Source organism: Candidatus Caccoplasma merdavium, assembly GCA_018715595.1.
Lineage (GTDB): Bacteria > Bacteroidota > Bacteroidia > Bacteroidales > UBA11471 > Caccoplasma > Caccoplasma merdavium.
Map to the genome: position 1 here is coordinate 29,299 of DVLI01000003.1, position 15,700 is coordinate 44,998.

Below are 15,700 nucleotides of genomic sequence, written 5' to 3' on the forward strand. Positions count from 1 at the left end.
CAGGCCATGCCGTTAGAAGGTGAGAAGATAGGTTTCATACACGACGCCACGGCCGCCAAACCCCTCTTTCTGGGCGATGAGACCTTCGTTGAGGAAATGGCCGTCGTCGCCATTGGAGGTTCCGAAATCGAAATAGCGGCGTGAGGCATACCGGTCGCGAAGGAGATAATCGAAAAGGAGGTCGAGCACGGCACACTCCTTGCCCCGCTCAGAGGCCGATATATATTGCACCCGCACGCAATCGCCACATTCATACACCACGGTACCGCCCTCGACCCGACCGTCGAGCGTAGCGGTAAAGAGACGGATATTCCCGGGGAAGAGAGCATGCAAACGGGTTATCTCGTCGAGCGTATGCACGGGATGTGCACCAAAACGGTGCGAGAGATTTTCTTTGAGGACTTCCCAAAAATCGGCCCACGCCTCACTCTCTCCCACCGAAACGCCGGCCGACAGGGCTTTGCGCACCCCCCGGCGACGCAACTCGGCAAAGCGGAGGGGTTCCGACAAATCGACCACCGAAGCGATGTTACAGGCGACCCGCGAAGCCCGTCGCAAGAAAAGGGCATAACGGTCTTCCTCGGCCGGATAGCGATGCAGATGGTGGGGCACACACTTGTAGAGCAAGCGGGTCATGCCCTCGGCCGGCAGCCGTTCGGCCATCAGGTCGAAGATGGAGATGACCCGCTCGGCCGTAGCTCCGGGTAAAAGGACGAGGCCGCCATAAGTGAGCCCCCGGTGCGAACAGAGCATGTCGTCTTGCCGATGCGCCGGGAGAAGGGCAATCGGTTTCCCTTTAAAAAAAAACAAGTACGAATAATCGGGAAAACGGTCGGCATGGTATTCGAGATAATCGCGCCGGAAAAGAAACGTCCCGTTGCGGGCCATCTCTACCGCCGCGTCCCACTCGGCCTTCCTGTCGGGCGTGTAACGGGTCATCGTGATGGGGTTCATTTTTTCAGCCACAGTTCGGGGTCTAATTTGGTTGTCTCTTTTCTTATCTGGAAGTGAAGCACCGTGCGGTTGTCCTCCTCGGGGTCGGAGTAAATGATTCCGAGTTCCTGACCGGTTTTCACGCGGTCGCCGGTTTTCACATATATGGTACTGAGGTTGGAATAAATCGTCAAGTATTCACCGTGGCGAACAATGATGGAGGTGTTATAGCCCGGCATGACAAAGATGCTCGTGACCACGCCATCGAAAACCGAGCGGGCTTTTGTGCCGGGCTGGGTCTGCATGTCGATGCCCTGATTGTTGATTTTCACATACTTCAAATCGGGGTGCTGCTGTGTGCCGAAATGGGCGATGATGCGGTAACGTCCCGACAGCGGAGTCGGCAGCTTGCCCCGATTCTGTGCAAAGTTGCGGGAGAGCTGCTCCTCGTCTTTCGACATCTGATAACCGGCCTGCGTCGAAGGTTTCGTTGCCGAATTTTTCTTTTTGGCCGCTGCGGCTTCGGCCGCCTTACGCGCCTCCTCTTCGATGACCTCCTGTATGCGGCGACCCAAGGCATCGGCCTGTTGCTGCTGTTTTTTGAGTTCCTGCTTCAACGTCCGCTCTTTCTTCCTGAGGCCGGCAACCAGGGTACGCTGCTCCCGTTGCTGACGAATGAGCTGTTGCGAAGCGGCCGTGCGCAACGCCAGCACCTCGCCTTGTGCCTTGCGCACCCGCAGCAACTCGGTGCGCCGCTGGTTGAGGTCATCGCGCTGCTTCACGATTTCCTTGGCTTCCTGCTTCCGCCAGGAGGAAAACTCTTGCAGATAGCGGAAACGGCGGTAGGCTTGGTCGAGCGATGAGGCCGAAAGGATAAACATCAACGCATCATAGCGGTTGTCGCGCCGCACGGTCATGGAACGCACGGCCTTGGCATAGCTCTCTTTCTTGGCCGCAAGCGAACGTTCAAGGTCGGCAATCTCGGCCGTCAGTTGCTTTTCCTGCTCCATGGTACGCGCCATCTCGGCATTGAGCACCTTGATGCTGTCGTTGATGTGCGCAATCTCGGTAGAGATAGCTTCGAGGCGGTGCAGGGCTTGAAGCTGGGTTTTCTGGGTCTTGTTTATCTGCTGATTGGTATTCTTGATATTTTGCAAGGCCGTTGTCTGCTGTTTTTTCAGGGACTGCACCTTCTTCGAGTTCTGCGCCGGGACAAGCCCCGCACAGAAAAAGGCCACCAAGAGCAGCAGCAGACGACTCGTCATCGCGATATTGTTTCTATCCATGTTTGCAAATCGGTTCTTTGGTATGATGACGGCACATGGGCCGATATGTTTTGGGGGGCATTCCAGCCATACTCCATATTCTCCAAGGTGAACGACACCTCACCCTCGAATACGGCCGAAAGCACCAGGGTCATTTCCCGGGGGGAGATGCGGTCCTGCGCGACACCATAGCCGGCATAACGTCCCGAAAGGGACGATGCGGCATGAGGCTTGCGCCACTGGAACGTGGTGAGGCAGGCACGGTTGTCGATGGTGAAGCGGTTGTCGCAAGCCGTCCCTGCCGCCTGAGCCGTGTAAGCATATCCGCCGGTACCGTCGGCGACGGTTTCAAAAAGCGAGAGGTCACCGGGCGTCATCGCACCGCCCGGCCATGCCGGACGAGCCAGGAAAAGCGACTGCACCGTCTCGAAAGAGAGGTCGAGAGGCGACCGTCGCGTCCACTCCCCAACCGCAACGACGGCATATTGCTTGTGATACCGGTCGATGAGATGTATCGTGTCGGGGGTGAGCACGAGGCGGGCTATTTCGACGCCCATGAGCGGCAGTATCGAGACCTGTATTGCACGGTCGCGCCGCCACCGTATTTGCACCCGGCTACGGGCGGCATTCCCATCGAACGAAATCAAGGCCGACGCCTTCATCTGGGCCGAAGTGTCGCCATCGCTGCGGGTGAGCAGTTCGTCGAGCAACAAGCCGGGCGACAGCTCCCTGGTCGGGGGAAGCATCTCTCCCGCCGATACGGCACGACGGCTACGGCACCCCGAGAGAGCCACCAGCGCCAGCAGCGATATGAGCAACACCCATCTATTCATGCTCGACATATTTTTTCCGGGCGATTTTCTGTCGCAATGTTTCGGAGTCGCCTCCGGCCTCGACGGCTTTTTGCCACCACTCCACCGCTTCGGCCTCATTTCCCATCACAGCCAGCACATCGCCATAATGCTCATACATCTCGGCACTGGCCTCGGAGGCAATATCGATGGCTTTTTTGAGATAAAGCCGCGCCAGCGAGTAACGTCCCAGCTTGAAATAGACCCAGGCATAAGTGTCGAGGTAGGTGGCATTGTCGGGGTTGGCCTTGATGACTTCGCCACTCATGCGCTCGGCCTTGTCGAGGTCGCGTCCCAACAACGCGAGGTAATAGCTGTAATTATTGAGCGTGGCATAGTTCTTGGGATTGTTTTCGAGCGCCCTGTCATAGTAGGCAAACGCCTCGTCGGCTTTTTCCTGTCGGAAAGCAATATCGCCGAAAAGGGTATAAAACTCAGAACGCATCAACGGGTCGGACCCGATTTCGGGGACGTTCAAGCCCTGATGCAACGTAGCCGCGGCTTCATCATAACGTTCGGCCACCAACTGGGAAGACGCGACAATGAGATAATAGCGTCCCACTTCGGGCGAAGCCTGTATGGCGCGACGGGCCGCCTCGATGAGGGCCTCGTTGTCGTTTTTCTCGACCAGTATCGAGAAAAGCCGCTGCCACAAATCCTCGTCGGGTGCAATATCGATGGCCACTTCGAGTTGTTCCTGGGCACGGTCATAATCACCGGCATGAATCAATATCTCGCTATACAGTTTGCGCAAATCGGCATCACGGGGATAAAGCTCGCACAAACGGGTCATGATCGAGTCGAGGCGGGATTTTTCGTCGGAAAGAATCTGCACGACATAAGGCAGCACCGACAGACGGGCATCGGCCGGAAGGTCGCTATGGAAAAGCACCGTATCGGCTTGTCCCAAATAGGCGTTCCAATCGTTCTGCGTGCGATAATAATTGAGCAGGGAGAGATGCAGGGTTTCGTTTTCGGGGTCGATGGCCCGGGCCTGCATGTAGGTGCGATAAGCGTCGTCATAGCGTTCGCCGTCGAGATAGAGGTCACCCAGCAGCAAGACATAAGAGACGTTACGGGGATTCTCGGCGATGAGACGTTCCATCTCCTTGTAACTCTGCTCGCGGGCTTGCATGAGATGATAGATGCGGGCTTTTTGCAAAATGGTGCTTTCACTGGCACCGAACTGCTCTTCAAAGCGGTTATAGGCGTCGAGGGCTTTCCCGGGCTCGCCTTGGAGCAGGCACACCTCGGCCCGCCGCATGAGAATGTCAAAATCGGAAGGGCGCAGCGCCAAATACATTCCATACAACGAATCGGCCCGGGAATAGTCGCGAATCTGCCGCGCGCACTCGGCCGCGGAAAGGATATACCAACGGTTCCCGGGGGCATAATCGACCGCTTTGAGCAGGCAGCGGTAGCCGGTGACGGCATCGCGCAGGGTGAAATAGTATCCGGCCACTTCGGAATAGGCGGCCGCCAAGGTCGAGTCGAGGGCTATGGCATGACGCAACAAATCGAATGCCTCGGCATGATGTCCCGACCCTTTGTGACGCATCGCCTCGAAATAGGCATACTGCGCCTTGGCCTTGTCGCCGGTCTCAGCGCCGGCCACACCCGCCGCGGCCTGCAACCCCGCAGGGACAAGGAGGGAGAGCCAAAGAACGAACTGCGTGATATGGTGTTTCATAAACATCGAGATGTAGTTTCGCCCTGGTTACACGCCCGTGTGTCCGAAACCGCCGGCACCACGTTCACTGTCGGCCAGCGTGTCGGTCTCGTTCCACACGACCCGACTGTGAGGCGCCACCACCATCTGGCAGATGCGCTCGCCATCGGCAATCGTAAAGTCCTGGTCGGAAAGGTTGATGAGTATCACCCCTATCTCCCCGCGATAATCGGCATCGATGGTACCGGGGGTATTCAGCAAGGTGATGCCCTTTTTCAGGGCCAGGCCGCTGCGGGGACGCATCTGCGCCTCATATCCGACCGGCAACTCGATATAGAGCCCGGTGGGCACAAGCACGCGTTGCAGGGGTTTGAGCACGATGGGTGCGTCGAGATTGGCACGAATGTCCATGCCGGCCGATTGCGGGGTTTCGTATGCAGGAAGAGGGTGTTTGGACCGATTGATGATTTTCACGATTGTCTCCATATTGCAAGGCTGTGATTTTATCGAAAATATTATCGGCGAAAATAACGAAATCTCACGAAAGTCGCCGCCTATTTTTTCATTTTTTACCGATAGAAAGCAACTTTCCCGCAAAATTAGGGCAATACGGCAACTTTTCGTATCTTTGCTCTTCATTCTCAAAGAGGAGAAATTTTATGGAAGAAAGAATCATGAGTTGGGAACGGCTGCTGTCGTCGAAACGATTCGGACTCGAACGTTACCACGACGCCCACCAGCACACACGCACCGATTTCCAGCGCGATTACGACCGGCTGGTCTTCTCATCGCCATTCCGCCGGTTGCAAAACAAGACGCAGGTGTTTCCGCTCCCGGGCAGCATATTCGTGCACAACCGTCTCACCCACAGCCTCGAAGTGTCGTGCGTGGGACGTTCGTTGGGCAACAACATCTCGGCCGCCCTGGCCGAGAAATACCGCGACGAAGCCTGGGTCGACAAGTTCCACGGCATCGGCGCCATCGTGGCCGCGGCCTGCCTGGCTCACGACTTGGGCAACCCACCGTTCGGCCACTCGGGCGAGAAAGCCATCGCCACCTACTTTTCCGAAGGCAACGGCCTGCAACTCAAAGAGCGGCTCGCGTTCAACGACGACCAGTGGAAAGACCTCACCCATTTCGAGGGAAACGCCAACGCCTTCCGACTGCTCACCCACCAGTTCAAAGGGCGCCGCGAAGGCGGGTTTGTCATGACCTACTCGACGCTGGCCTCCATCGTGAAATACCCCTATGAGTCGACGTTGGCCGGAGAAAAAGGAAAGTTGGGCTTTTTCACGTCGGAACGCAACGACTTTATCCGCATTGCCGACGAACTGGGCATGTTACGCATACCCGACAACGGAGTGCGCTACTGCCGCCACCCGCTGGTGTACCTGGTCGAGGCGGCCGACGACATCTGCTATCAAATCATGGACATCGAAGATGCCCACAAGTTGAAGATTCTCACGACCGATGTCGTGGAACAGCTCTTTCTCGACTTCTTCACCGGTGAACGCCGCCAGAGAATCGAAGAGACCCTGCACATCGTCTCCGACCTCAACGAACAGATCGCCTACCTGCGCTCGTGCGTCATCGGCAAGCTGGTCGACGAATGCTCGCGCGTTTTTGTCGAACTCGACGACGAGTTGCTGCGCGGAGAGCTCAAAGGCTGCCTCATCGAGCAGATAAGCGACACGCCCCGCAACGCCTACAAGGCTTGCTCTGACGTGGCCTACCGCTACATCTACAAAGCCTCCGACGTTCTCGACATCGAACTGGCCGGTAACCGCATCATCACCGTCCTGCTCGACAAGCTCATCGATGCCGTGCTCAACCCCGAAAAAGCCTATTCACAACTGCTGCTCAACAAAGTGCCCGGCCAGTATGAGATGCAGAGCGACGACACCTTCACCCGCATACAGGCTGTCATCGACTACATCTCGGGCATGACCGACGTCTATGCCCTCGACCTCTATCGCAAAATCAACGGCATGAGCCTGCCAGCCTTATAATCACTCATCGTGCTATGAACATACGAATCAGACTTTTCCTTTTCCTGATATTATTCACCTGCGGAATGGCGCCGGCCGCCGAATACCGGGTTGAAACCGTTCCCAACGTGCAAATAAGCGACGCCCGGCGGTTCGTCTCCAACCCCGACGGCATACTCGGGCCACAGGCCGAAAGCCTCATCAACACCCGTCTCGACTCGCTCCGCCGCCGCACCACGGCCGAGACGGCAGTCGTCGTAGTCGAATCGATTGGCGACCAAGACCTCGAATCGTTCTCCAACGAACTGTTCAGCCGCTGGGGCATCGGACAGAAAGAAAACGACAACGGCCTGCTGGTGCTCTTCGTCCTCGACCAACGCAAGATACGCTTCGAAGTGGGCTACGGCCTCGAAGGCATCTTGCCCGATGCCTTGTGCAAGCGCATACAAACGCAGGAGATGCTGCCGGCATTCCGCCAAGGAGACTACGACCTGGGTATGGTGCAGGGTATAACCCGCATCTGCGACATCATCGAAGCCCCCGACCACCAAGACGAGGTATATGCCGCCACAACTCGCGAAGAGGGCGACTGGTTTGTCCTCATCGAGATGTACCTCGGGCTGTCGCTGCTCTTCTCGGTCGTCATACTGCTCATGCTGCGCACGCCATTGCAGGAGAAAAAACCGCCTGTACGCTATCGGGCACTCGAAAACCAACTCCCCACACTAAAAATCATGGCGGTGATTTTCCCGCTCTTCAACCTGTTCACCTACCTGTTTATCCGACGAAGCATGCACCGATTGCGCAACGCCGAACGTAAATGCGAGAACTGCGGGCACCCCATGCACAAGCTCAACGAAGAGGAAGACAACCAGTTCCTCACCGCGAAGGAGAATGCCGAGGAAATCGTCCGCTCGGTCGACTACGACGTGTGGCTGTGCAACCACTGCGGTGCCACCGAGGTCTATGCCTTCCCCAACAAAGAGTCGCACTATGCCGAGTGCCCACGCTGCCACGCTCACACCTACGCCCTCGAAAGCGACCGCATCATCACACCGGCCACCCCCTTCCAAAGCGGGCTCGGAGAGAAACGCTATCGTTGCCGGCACTGCCACTTCGAAAATGTCGTTCCCTACACGCTCCCCATCATCATCACCCCCATCATCGGCGGAGGCGGCCGCGGTGGAGGATTCGGCGGCGGCCATTTCGGCGGAGGATTTGGTGGAGGCCTCTCCGGCGGAGGCGGTTCGACATCGAGCTGGTAAACCTTTAAAATTCCAAATCATTACTTTGAAAATTCTTTCCCGAAAGATTTAAAACAAAAACTTGGGAAGAAAGAAAATATTATCATAACTTCGTCCTCTCCAAAAAAAAAGATTTTTTCATCACACAACCATGACATCACATACAACCTCAGTAGGCGAAAAAATACGCCACTTCCGGGAAGAAGAAAAAATGTCCCAAGAAGAGCTGGCCCGCCAAGCGGGCATCAGCCAAGAACAACTGGCCCAAATCGAAGAAAACACCGACCTGCCGGCACTGTCGATTCTGTTGAAAATCGCGCGGGCATTAGGCACCCGGCTGGGTACGTTCCTCGACGACCAAGACGATTTGGGACCGGCCGTGTCGAACATCAACAGTGCCGACGTGAGTTTCTCGACCAACTCGACCCGCACCCCTTCGCACATGCACTACCACTCCTTGGCCCACAACAAGGCCAACCGGCACATGGAACCTTTCTCCATCGAAATATCCCCCATCGAGAAAGACGAGCATGAACTCTCGTCACACGAAGGCGAAGAGTTCATCATCGTGACCGAAGGCTGCGTCGAAATCACCTACGGCAACAAAAACTACGTCCTCAACGCCGGTGAAAGCATCTACTACGACTCCATCGTCCCGCACCACGTCCACGCACACGGCGGTCGTCCCGCCAAAATACTGGCCGTGGTATATGTACCGGCATAACCCCCAAAATCACCCTCATCATGCAATTGTTTGAAAAGACTTTGGGCGAATGGCTCGAATACTGGGCCGAAAGAACTCCCGACAAAGAATTTATCGTCTATTCCGACCGGAACCTGCGATTTACCTACCGGCAATTCAACAAGCGGGTCAATGAACTGGCCAAAGGACTGCTCTCCATCGGCGTGACCACCGGGTCGCATGTCGGCATCTGGGCCACCAACGTACCCGACTGGCTCACCTTCCTCTTTGCCTCGGCCAAGATAGGCGCCGTACTGGTCACGGTCAACACCAATTACAAGCAACACGAGTTGGAGTACCTCACCGACAATGCCGACCTGCACACGCTCTGCATTTCAAGCGGCACGTTCGACAGCGACTACATCGACATGACCTACACCATGCTGCCCGAGTTGCGCACCTCGCAACGCGGCAACCTGCGCAGCGAACGGTTCCCCTGTATCAAGAACGTCATCTACATCGGACAGGAAAAGCACCGCGGCATGTACAACACCGCCGAACTGCTCCTGCTGGGCCAGACCCAAAGCGACGAACGACTCGAAGCCTGCCGCAGCCGGTTCAACTGTTACGACGTGGTAAACATGCAATACACCTCGGGCACGACCGGGTTTCCCAAGGGCGTGATGCTCACCCACCACAACATCACCAACAACGGATACTGCATCGGCCAGTGCATGAAATTTACCGAAAACGACCGCGTGTGCCTGCCCGTGCCGCTCTTCCACTGCTTCGGCATCGTGTTGGGTATCATGGCCATCATTACCAACGGTGCCTGCGCGGTGATGCTCGAACGCTTCGACCCGCTCGTGGTCCTCGCCTCGGTACATAAGGAACGCTGCACGGCTCTCTACGGCGTGCCCACCATGTTCATCGCCGAGTTGAACCACCCGATGTTCAGCATGTTCGACCTCTCATCGCTGCGCACCGGCATCATGGCCGGCTCCCTCTGCCCCGAATGGCTCATGCGCGAAGTGATGGACAAGATGTACATGACCGAAATCACCAGCGTCTACGGCCTTACCGAGACCTCACCCGGCATGACACAGAGCAAGGTCGACGACCCGCTCGAAGTGCGCGCCACCACCGTCGGCAGCCCGTTACCCGAAATCGACGTGAAGGTGATCGACCCCGAAACCCTCGAAGAGTGCCCCGTTGGCGTGCAGGGCGAAATGTGCTGCAAAGGCTACAACATCATGAAAGGCTACTACAAAATGCCCGAAGCCACCGCCGAAATCATCGACAAGAACGGATACCTGCACTCGGGCGACCTCGGCATAAAGACCCCCGAAGGCAACTTCAAAATCACCGGTCGCATCAAAGACATGATAATCCGCGGCGGCGAAAACATCTACCCGCGCGAAATCGAAGAGTTCCTCTACCAGATGTCCCAAATCAAAGACGTGCAGGTTGCCGCCGTTCCCTCCCGCAAATATGGCGAAGAGGTGGGAGCCTTCATCATTCTCAAAGAGGGTGAAACGCTCGAAGAGGCCGACGTGAAAGATTTCTGTAAAGGGAAAATCTCCCGCCACAAGATTCCGAAATATGTATTCTTCATCAAGGAATTCCCGTTGACCGGCAGCGGAAAGATACAGAAATACAAGCTCAAAGACCTGGGTCTCGAACTGCTCCGCCAGCAAGGCATCACCCCGGTATAACAAGCAACCATTCTCCACACCCAAACGATGCGCGAGGCAATAACCTTCGGGGGTTATTGCCTCGCGTGAGACGCACATCGTCACGCCCCCAATTCCAAATACGGCACAACGACGGCTGGAAGACCGTCGTCGTCAACACCAAAATGGCACGCGGCGCCATGGCGCGCCATCTGCTGAAAGAGCGCATCGAGACGCCCGACACGCTTGAAGCCTTCGAGTGGGAAGGGTTCCGGTTCAACCCGCAACGCTCCGACAACCACAACCACATCTACATCTACATCTACACTCACGAATAACCCGACATGACAGAAAAAGAAAAAATGCTGGCCGGTGAAGTCTATTCACCCTTCGACCCCGAACTCACCGCCCTGCACCAAAATGCCCTGCGCATCGCCGAGCGATATAACCGGGAATCGTTTGCCGACTGCCTCACCCGCAACGACACCTTGCGGCAACTTCTCCCCAATACGCACCCTTCGCTCATCGTGCAACCGCCGTTCCTGTGTGACTTCGGCTTCCTCATCGAAGGGGGTGAAAACGGATTCATCAACTACAACTGCACCATACTCGACACTGCCCGGGTAAAGCTCGGCCGCAACATTCTCATCGGCCCCAACGTGCAGATATACTGTCCCATGCACCCGCTCGACTATCGCGAACGGGCCACGGGTGTCGAGCACGGCGAGCCGGTCACCATCGGCGACGACTGCTGGATAGGGGGCGGAACGGTGATATGCCCCGGCGTCACCATCGGCAACCGCTGCATCATCGGCGCCGGAAGCGTCGTCGTGAAAGACATTCCCGACGACTCGGTCGCCGTGGGCAATCCCGCCCGCGTGGTTCGCCGCACTCCGGTCGACGACAAAACGGCCTGACCGCAACGATATTCCGAAATATCTTCGTATCTTTGTATGGAAGAGCCGGCAGCCCGGCGCCGGAAAAGAGAAGAAACCCCGTTTCCACCCTTACCGTCGCTGACCCGCCGTTCGCCACATATTGTGTAAACAACCCTGGCATGAAAGAATTTATACTCACCGAAGAAGTCAACGAACGCGCCGTACTGGTGGGCCTGATTACCCCCACGCAGAACGAGGCCAAAGCCAACGAATACCTCGACGAACTGGCATTTCTCGCCGAGACCGCCGGTGCCGAACCGGTCAAGAAATTCCTGCAACGCATCGACCAGCCCAACTCGGTAACCTTCGTGGGCAGCGGAAAACTGGCCGAGATAAAGACCTTTGTCGACGAAAACGAAATAGGACTCGTCATCTGCGACGACGAGCTCTCACCCAAACAGCTGAAAAACATCGAACAGGCTTTGCAGGTGAAGATTCTCGACCGCACAAGCCTCATTCTCGACATCTTCGCCAAACGCGCCCAAACGGCTCACGCCAAGTCACAAGTGGAACTGGCCCAATACCAATACCTTCTGCCCCGGCTTACCCGACTGTGGACCCACCTCGAACGGCAACGGGGCGGTATCGGCATGCGCGGTCCCGGTGAAACGCAAATCGAGACCGACCGCCGTATCATTCTCGACAAAATCGCCCTGCTCAAACAGGAGTTGAAACACATCGACCGGCAGAAAAGCATTCAGCGCAAAAACCGCGGCAAGATGGTGCGCGTGGCTCTCGTGGGATATACCAACGTGGGAAAATCGACCTTGATGAACCTGTTGAGCAAATCGGAAGTCTTTGCCGAGAACAAACTCTTCGCCACGCTCGACACGACCGTGCGCAAAGTCATCATCGACAACCTGCCGTTCCTGCTCACCGACACGGTGGGATTCATTCGCAAACTGCCCACCCACCTGGTCGAGTCGTTCAAGTCGACCCTCGACGAGGTGCGTGAGGCCGACCTGCTCCTGCACATCGTCGACATCTCCCACCCCGCTTTTGAAGAACAAATCGAAATCGTGAACAAGACCCTTTACGAGGTATGCAACGCCACCGACAAACCGATGATTCTCGTCTTCAACAAAATCGATGCCTACAAACACATCGAAAAGGAACCCGACGACCTGTCACCCCGCACGCGGGAGAATATCCCCCTCGAAGAGCTGAAAGAGACATGGATGTCGCGCATGCACGAGAACTGCATCTTCATCTCGGCCCGCGAACGCAACAACATCGAAGAGTTGAAACAACTCCTCTATCAACGGGTAAAAGAGATACACGTCACCCGCTTCCCCTACAACGACTTTCTTTTTGAGAAATACGACTCTCTCGATGAGAGCGGAAACAGCGACAACTTTTAAACACGTTCAGTCATGGAAAAGCCCCGCTACACCCACGAAATCGAAATCAAGGTTCGCGACTACGAATGCGACATGCAAGGAATCGTCAACAACGCCAATTACCAGCACTACATGGAGCATGCCCGCCATGAGTTTCTCCTGAGTGCAGGAAAAGGATTTACCGACCTGCGCGAATTGGGTATCGAATGCGTCGTGCGCCGGGTCGAAATCGAATACCGCGTCTCCCTGCGCAGCAAGGACATCGCCGTGTGCCGCCTCTACATGCGGAGAGAAGGTCCCAAATATGTCTTCTATCAAGACATCTACCGCAAAAGCGACGACAAGCTCTGCACCCGGGGCAAGGTGGAGAGTGTCGCCACCGTCAACGGCCACGCGACCCGCGGCGACAAATTGGCCGAATTTTTCAAAGACTACCTGATATAATCGACCGTGCTACCCTCTCCCGGCCTACGATATGCCATCGCCCTTTCCCAGATGAAAGGCATGACCCGGCAAGCCGCCGAATGCCTGTTGCAAGCATGCGGCGACATCGTGCCGCTATTTGACGAGTCGCCCGAAAGATGGAGAGAGATACTGGACGCCAACGCTCCGCTGTTCGACGCAGAAGCCCGGCAGAAAGCCCTCGCGGCCGCCGACCGCGAGATGGAGTTTATCGAGAAGAAAAACATCACGCCGATTTTCCTGACCGACCCCGACTACCCCTCACGACTGCGGGAATGCCCCGACGCCCCGGTGATGCTCTATTTCATGGGCGAAGGCAACCCCAACCCGCAACGCGTACTGAGCATCGTCGGCACGCGCAAGGCGACACGCTACGGGCGGGATTTCTGTGCCGACCTGCTCACCGACCTGTCACGCGCCGTGCCCGGGCTCACCGTCGTCAGCGGCATGGCCTACGGCATCGACATCTGTGCCCATCGGGAAGCCTTGAAAAACGGGCTTTCGACCATCGGCGTACTGGCACACGGGTTGCACACGCTTTACCCCTCGGTACACCACGCGACGGCACAAGAAGCCCAATGCCACGGCGGACTGCTCACCGAATATACCTCACAACAGCCGATACTGAAAATCAATTTTGTGGCGCGCAACCGCATCGTGGCGGGCATGAGCGAAGCCACATTGGTCGTGGAGTCGGCCGAGAAAGGAGGCGCCCTCATCACCGCGCGGCTCGCCCGCGACTACAACCGGGAGGTATTTGCCCTGCCGGGCAACATCGGGCAGGAGAGTTCGGCCGGGTGCAACCGGCTCATACGCGACAACATTGCCGCCCTGGTGACCTCGGCCGAAGACCTCATCGAAGCCTTGGGCTGGGAAACAGCCGACAACCGGACAGAGAGCCGGCAACTCCCGTTGTTTCCCGACATGAGCGAAAAAGAAGCCCTGCTCCTGCAACTTCTGCACGAACAGGGCGAGATGCAAATCAACCTCCTCACCGTGGCATCGGGACTCCCGGCCGGCGAAGCGCTGTCGATATTGCTCGAAATGGAATTCAAAGGGTATGTACGCACCCTCCCGGGCGGTGTTTTCAGAGCCGTCAAATAGATTCCGCCGTCACAACGAAATTTCCTCTATTGTCTTATGTACCCTGAACAGGCGCGTAGCCAAGGGCTCGAAATGCGCCGCATCGTGCGAGACCAGCACCACCGTCGCCGTGCGGTTGGCTTCGTGCAACAGATGGCTCATCAACGGGACGAAATGCGGGTCGATGTAGGAAGTCGGTTCATCGAGGACGAGCACTTCGGGGCCGGTAATCAATGCCCGGCCAAACAAAGCCCGCTGCAACTGCCCGCCCGACAGTTCACCTATCGGAGCGGAAGCATAGGCTGAGAGCTCGACCCGCTGCAACATCTCATCGAGCCTGCGGCGTGCCTCCTTGCGCGACAACTTCTTGGCCAAAAGCCCCATCGCCACCACCTCCGAGACAGTAATCGGGAAACGGGAGTCGATGCGGCTCTTCTGCGGCAGGTAACCGATGTCGAGCGATGCGACGGGGTTTCCGTCCCGATAGAACGAGAGCTCCCCACGGGTGGGAGGCAGAAGCCCCAAGATGATGCGCAGCAAAGAGGTCTTTCCTCCGCCGTTCGGGCCAACAATCAAAGCAAAATCGCCTCGACCGATTTCGAGCGAGACATCATCAAGTGCGACATAATCGTCATATCTCAAACCGACCTGACTCAGGACAATCTGTTTGTTATCGGGTAAAAGCATCGGTAATACGCATTATTTCTTCGTTCCAGTCATAGGCCAGCGGATTGATAACCTCGGTGCGGCAACCGACCTCGCGGGCAAACGTGGCCGCCTGCCGCGGGTCGAACTCCTGCTGGATAAAGACCACCTCCACCCCGGCACTCCGAGCCGAATCGACCATAGCCCTCAAATATTGGGGCGAAGGTGATTTCCCGTCGGGTTCGAGCGCCAGTTGTCGCAAGCCGTACTCGGCGGCCCAATAAGAAAGCGTGGGGTGATACACGGCAAAGGCTTTTCCTTGCAACGGAAGGAGACGGGCGGCAAGCGTGGAGTCGAGTTGCGCCAATTCCCGGTCGAGGTGCCGATAACGTTCGGCATAAAAGGGTGCACCGGCCGAGTCGACTTCGACCAAGGCTTGATACATGGCTGTCACGATATGGCGGGCCAACCGGGGGGAACACCAGATGTGCGGGTCGGGAAAAGCCTCATCGGAAGCATGAGAGTGCCCCGCTTCGGCGTGATGATGATGTGACCCATAAATCAAAGGGAGCCCCTCGGAAAGGTTCACGACGCGAAGGTCGGGGTTGTTATCGGCCAGCCGGTCGAGCCAAGTGCGCTCGAAACCCAAATAGCCGCAACTGAAATAGAGACGGCAACGGGAAAGCTCGACCATCGCCGAAGGCGGCAAATCATAGGACTCGGGATTCCCGCCGTCGGGAACGGCACATACGACATCGACACGACCACCCGACAACTGCTCGGCCCACTTCTGCAACGGAGGTATCGTCACGGCCACCGACAAGCGGGAAGAGCGCGTGTCGGAGCAACCGCACCACGCGCCGCAAAAAAAGAGACCTGCAAGCAACACACCAAAGAGGGGCCTACGGCAAAAACGAGGGAACATTC

General features: G+C 56.8%; 16 protein-coding genes. 9 read left to right on the plus strand and 7 right to left on the minus strand.

All coding sequences use genetic code 11. The annotated features are described in order from the left end of the window. Positions 1-12: 12 nt before the first annotated feature. From IAD09_00645 to dut, 5 genes are read right to left on the minus strand one after another with little or no spacing between them, the layout of a single operon-like run. On the minus strand, positions 13-954 hold the full coding sequence (locus tag IAD09_00645) for a GNAT family N-acetyltransferase (protein ID HIT80745.1): 942 nt from the start codon (positions 952-954) through the stop codon (positions 13-15). Beyond that, complete coding sequence (locus tag IAD09_00650; protein HIT80746.1) at positions 951-2,198, minus strand: peptidoglycan DD-metalloendopeptidase family protein; 1,248 nt, start codon at positions 2,196-2,198, stop codon at positions 951-953. Before IAD09_00650 ends, IAD09_00645 begins: the two co-directional genes overlap by 4 nt. Beyond that, complete coding sequence (locus IAD09_00655) at positions 2,195-3,031, minus strand: DUF4292 domain-containing protein (protein HIT80747.1); 837 nt, start codon at positions 3,029-3,031, stop codon at positions 2,195-2,197. Before IAD09_00655 ends, IAD09_00650 begins: the two co-directional genes overlap by 4 nt. Further along, positions 3,024-4,739 carry a tetratricopeptide repeat protein gene (locus IAD09_00660; protein HIT80748.1) on the minus strand — a complete coding sequence of 572 codons (1,716 nt, stop codon included), beginning with the start codon at positions 4,737-4,739 and terminating at the stop codon, positions 3,024-3,026. The genes IAD09_00655 and IAD09_00660 overlap by 8 nt, the downstream gene beginning before the upstream one ends. A gap of 27 nt (positions 4,740-4,766) precedes the next feature. Further along, the gene (dut, locus tag IAD09_00665) at positions 4,767-5,204 is read right to left on the minus strand and encodes a dUTP diphosphatase (protein HIT80749.1); all 438 of its coding nucleotides are present in this window, start codon (positions 5,202-5,204) and stop codon (positions 4,767-4,769) included. Between the two features lie 188 nt (positions 5,205-5,392). Between dut and dgt the strand changes: the two genes are divergently transcribed. The 9 genes from dgt (at position 5,393) to dprA (ending at position 14,149) form a co-directional block, all read left to right on the plus strand. Then, complete coding sequence (gene dgt / locus IAD09_00670) at positions 5,393-6,727, plus strand: dNTP triphosphohydrolase (protein HIT80750.1); 1,335 nt, start codon at positions 5,393-5,395, stop codon at positions 6,725-6,727. A 14-nt stretch (positions 6,728-6,741) separates the two neighbouring features. After that, positions 6,742-7,971 carry a TPM domain-containing protein gene (locus IAD09_00675; GenBank protein ID HIT80751.1) on the plus strand — a complete coding sequence of 410 codons (1,230 nt, stop codon included), beginning with the start codon at positions 6,742-6,744 and terminating at the stop codon, positions 7,969-7,971. Positions 7,972-8,101: 130 nt separating this feature from the next. After that, positions 8,102-8,674 (plus strand): helix-turn-helix transcriptional regulator, encoded by a 573-nt coding sequence (locus IAD09_00680; GenBank protein HIT80752.1) that lies wholly within the window; start codon positions 8,102-8,104, stop codon positions 8,672-8,674. Between the two features lie 20 nt (positions 8,675-8,694). Continuing rightward, positions 8,695-10,347, plus strand: a complete 1,653-nt coding sequence (locus IAD09_00685; GenBank protein ID HIT80753.1) for an AMP-binding protein — start codon at positions 8,695-8,697, stop codon at positions 10,345-10,347. After that, positions 10,233-10,643 carry a peroxide stress protein YaaA gene (gene yaaA / locus IAD09_00690; protein ID HIT80754.1) on the plus strand — a complete coding sequence of 137 codons (411 nt, stop codon included), beginning with the start codon at positions 10,233-10,235 and terminating at the stop codon, positions 10,641-10,643. Before IAD09_00685 ends, yaaA begins: the two co-directional genes overlap by 115 nt. Before the next feature lie 6 nt (positions 10,644-10,649). Further along, positions 10,650-11,222, plus strand: a complete 573-nt coding sequence (locus IAD09_00695) for a sugar O-acetyltransferase (GenBank protein HIT80755.1) — start codon at positions 10,650-10,652, stop codon at positions 11,220-11,222. Between the two features lie 140 nt (positions 11,223-11,362). After that, positions 11,363-12,604, plus strand: coding sequence for a GTPase HflX (gene hflX, locus IAD09_00700; protein ID HIT80756.1), 1,242 nt, complete (start codon positions 11,363-11,365; stop codon positions 12,602-12,604). Positions 12,605-12,616: 12 nt separating this feature from the next. After that, positions 12,617-13,027 (plus strand): acyl-CoA thioesterase, encoded by a 411-nt coding sequence (locus tag IAD09_00705; protein HIT80757.1) that lies wholly within the window; start codon positions 12,617-12,619, stop codon positions 13,025-13,027. Between the two features lie 6 nt (positions 13,028-13,033). Beyond that, complete coding sequence (gene dprA / locus IAD09_00710; protein ID HIT80758.1) at positions 13,034-14,149, plus strand: DNA-protecting protein DprA; 1,116 nt, start codon at positions 13,034-13,036, stop codon at positions 14,147-14,149. A gap of 9 nt (positions 14,150-14,158) precedes the next feature. Here the strand turns inward: dprA and IAD09_00715 are convergent, their stop codons facing one another. Then, on the minus strand, positions 14,159-14,815 hold the full coding sequence (locus IAD09_00715) for an ATP-binding cassette domain-containing protein (GenBank protein ID HIT80759.1): 657 nt from the start codon (positions 14,813-14,815) through the stop codon (positions 14,159-14,161). After that, complete coding sequence (locus IAD09_00720; protein ID HIT80760.1) at positions 14,799-15,698, minus strand: zinc ABC transporter substrate-binding protein; 900 nt, start codon at positions 15,696-15,698, stop codon at positions 14,799-14,801. The genes IAD09_00715 and IAD09_00720 overlap by 17 nt, the downstream gene beginning before the upstream one ends. Between the last annotated feature and the right edge of the window lie 2 nt (positions 15,699-15,700).